The 3,421-nt window shown below is 34.3% G+C and carries 2 protein-coding genes and 2 pseudogenes; all 4 read left to right on the top strand.

Features of this window, described 5'->3' with window-relative positions; translation table 11 throughout:
* A pseudogene (locus AC1DJR_RS22545) lies at positions 1 to 321 on the top strand (ABC transporter permease); the annotation flags it as partial.
* Between the two features lie 68 nt (positions 322 to 389).
* The gene (locus AC1DJR_RS22550) at positions 390 to 2,348 is read left to right on the top strand and encodes an FtsX-like permease family protein (RefSeq protein ID WP_477003549.1); all 1,959 of its coding nucleotides are present in this window, start codon (positions 390 to 392) and stop codon (positions 2,346 to 2,348) included.
* A 20-nt stretch (positions 2,349 to 2,368) separates the two neighbouring features.
* Positions 2,369 to 3,121: an ABC transporter ATP-binding protein gene (locus tag AC1DJR_RS22555; RefSeq protein WP_105585892.1), complete on the top strand. Its 753-nt coding sequence runs from the start codon at positions 2,369 to 2,371 to the stop codon at positions 3,119 to 3,121.
* Positions 3,118 to 3,421 (top strand): annotated as a pseudogene (locus tag AC1DJR_RS22560) (ABC transporter permease); the annotation flags it as partial. The gene AC1DJR_RS22555 and the pseudogene AC1DJR_RS22560, both read left to right, overlap by 4 nt.

Raw genomic sequence — 3,421 nt, forward strand, 5'->3', positions numbered from 1 at the left:
CTTTACTTCAGAATGTATACAGATTTAACGAACGAACAAGAAAAATATGTAGCAATTTCAAAAATTGGTGTAACAGATGCAGAGATGAAAAAATCTGCAACCATTCAACTTAGCATTTTATTTTTCGTTCCGTACGTTATGGCGTCCATTCATACAATGTTCGCAACAAAAATGCTTCAAGATGTAATTGGTTTATCTTTGTTCAAAGAAATTTCAGCTGTTCTTATTATTTTTGGAGTCGTTGAAATCCTATTTTTCTTATTCATTCGTTCGCTTTATATGCAAAAATTATCACAGTATACGAATGGGCAAAATATTTAAAACAAACTTTATGAAAAGAGTATCTCTCATACTCTTTTCATCTTCGCTCTATTAGGAGGTTTAAGTGAATGACATTTTGGCAGTTTGCATTTAAAAACGTGACGCGGAACGCTAGAGCTTATTTCGCCTATTTTATAAGCAGTGCGTTTTCCATTGCAATTTTCTTCTCGTTTGCAGTTTATTTATTTCATCCTAAATTGCATATGACAGGCGTGAATGCTGCTCTGAACATATTAATGACAATCTCAGAAGTTGTCATTGTATTCTTTTCATTTTTCTTTTTACTATATTCAATCGGTACTTTCTTAAAAGTACGAAAAAAACAGTTCGGGATTTTAACAGTACTTGGCATATCTCCAAAGCAATTAAAGAGGCTCGTATTTCTAGAAAACATGCTAATTGGTGGCCTATCCATATTTTTCGGCATTCAATTTGGCCTTGTCTTTTCACAGTTCTTTTTATTAGTTACCGCCAAAATTACGCATGTGCCTGGTTTATATTTATATTGGTGGCCTACAGCTGCTATCGTTTTAACTATAATTATCTTTCTTGGACTCTTCATTCTCGTATCATCTTTTACACCGATGCTAATCCGTACGAGAAAAGCTGTACGTCTTTTAAAAGAAGGAACAAAACAAAAAGAAAGAAAAGCATCTGTACTCATCTCTCTCTTTGGTGCGAYATGTTTAATATCTGGATATGTTTTAGCAGCAAACCCACTATATTTTATGTCACTAGGAGATATCGCTGGGCTTTTGTACGCTGCCTCCTGTATATTTGTCATCCCATCACTTGCTGCAGCTGGGACATATTTTTTCTTCTCACAMATTAGCTTCTTRCTCATTCGCATATTAAAGACGAGAAGAAAATTTTATATGAAACGTATTAATATGCTTTGGGTTTCTGATTTAGCAACTCGGATTCGGACAAATATTAACATGCTCTTTATCGTGACGATGTTATCGACACTCGCTTTCACAATGATTACATTCTTATATGGGTTTGGGAAATTCACAAAGTTTGATGAAATAAGGCAAAATCCTTTCCCGTTTACTTATTTATCACATACTGAAAATACGCTTGCCGATGAACATTTAAATTGGTTAGAACAAAAATTTAATGAAGAGCACTTTACTTATACAAAATTTAAAACAGACATATATGAAGTATCTTCAGCTGAGGATAACACACAGCTCTATTATGCCATTAAACAAAGTGACTATAATGTACTTGCTAAAGCATTAAGCTGGGAAACTCTCACGGTGAATAAGAATGAATCTTATATTCTTATGAAAGACTTAGACGATCAAGTTATTGGAACAATTCATACTAAAGAAAAGAAAAATATTCTTCCACTTACTCAAAACAATTTACAACTACAAGTGAAAGAATATAAAAGTTATAACCCCTTCCCAAACAGCTTAATATACCAATTACTCGTACTATCTGATGAAAATGTAGAAGCCTTATCAACCGCTTCAAAACAGATGAGTGTATATAGCTTCAAAGTTCCAGATTGGGAAAAGGCACATAATATCGGTTCAGCATTTATAACAAAAATTGATAATGACAATGCAGCTATTCAGGCAGAACATCCACCGTTTCATGCAAGTGAAGCAAGCGACTCTCTATACAAAACAAAATTAAATGTTGCTTCGTTTTTCTTAATTGGTACTTTCCTAGGTGTTATTTTCTTTATCGGAGCTGGCAGTGTTCTTTACTTCCGTATGTATACAGATTTAACAAATGAGCAAGAAAAGTATATAACGATTACAAAAATCGGTTTAACAGAAACCGAAATGAAGCAGTCCGCTACAATCCAACTTGCTATCCTATTCTTTGTTCCTTACATTATGGCATCCATCCATACGATGTTTGCGACAAAGATGTTGCAAGAAATATTAAATCTCTCATTATTCGCTGAGATTACAGTTGTACTTGTAATCTTTGGAACGGTTGAAGTTCTCTTTTTCCTTTTAATTCGTTCCTTTTATATGCAAAAATTATCACAACATATTAAGTTTTAATGAATAGAAAGGTGATTATTATGGAAGAAGTATTACACATAAAAAACGTCTCAAAAGTGTATGAAGGAAAAGTCCCTCATACTGCTTTAAAAAATATAAATTTACACGTAGATAAAGGTGAATTCGTTGCGATTATGGGACCTTCTGGAAGCGGAAAATCTACATTTTTAAACGTTATCTCTACAATTGATTCACCTACTTCTGGTGAAGTCATTATTAACGGAAAACAACCGCACACGTTCCGCAGAGAGAAGCTTGCTATTTTCCGTCGCCAAGAGTTAGGATTTGTTTTCCAAAACTTTAACCTACTAGATACACTGACAATCGGTGAAAATATCGTACTACCTTTAACGTTAGATAATGTCCCTTTGAAAGAAATGGACGAAAAACTCGATAACATCTCAACAAAACTTGGAATTGATCATATTTTGGACAAGCGTATTTTTGAAGTGTCTGGAGGACAAGCACAACGTACCGCGGTAGCACGTGCTGTTATTCATAATCCGTCACTTCTACTTGCGGATGAACCGACAGGAAACTTAGATTCGAAAGCAGCAATTGATGTAATGGAGCTATTTACGAAATTAAATAAAGAAGAGGATGCAACGATTTTAATGGTTACGCACGATCCGTTTGCAGCAAGTTATTGTAACCGCGTTATTTTCATTAAAGATGGTGGGCTTTACAATGAATTACACCGCGGACTATATCGCGAGAAATTTTATCAAGAAATATTAGATGTTTTAGCATTATTAGGAGGAAGGCGTGGATGACGTTTTGGCAATTTGCATTTAAAAATGTCTCGCGTAATTCTAAAGCATATTTTGCTTATTTTGTAAGTAGTGCTTTTTCTATTATGGTTTTCTTTTCATTTACTGTATACGCGTATCATCCACGCTTACAAAATGTACAAAGCTTTCAAGATCGAGATCCTCTAATGAACTTAGCGAGTACAGCACAGCTTGTGATTGTTATGTTCTCGTTCTTCTTTCTCTTATATTCAATTGGAACATTTTTAAATGTACGGAAGCAGCAATTCGGGATACTCACGATTCTCGGTATCTCACAGAAAC

The organism is Bacillus sp. 05T31 (genome assembly GCF_056396725.1).

Coding starts and splice junctions, on each gene's coding strand:
- AC1DJR_RS22555 (WP_105585892.1), top strand. CDS start 2,369: ATGGAAGAAGTATTACACATAAAAAACGTCTCAAAAGTGTATGAAGGA.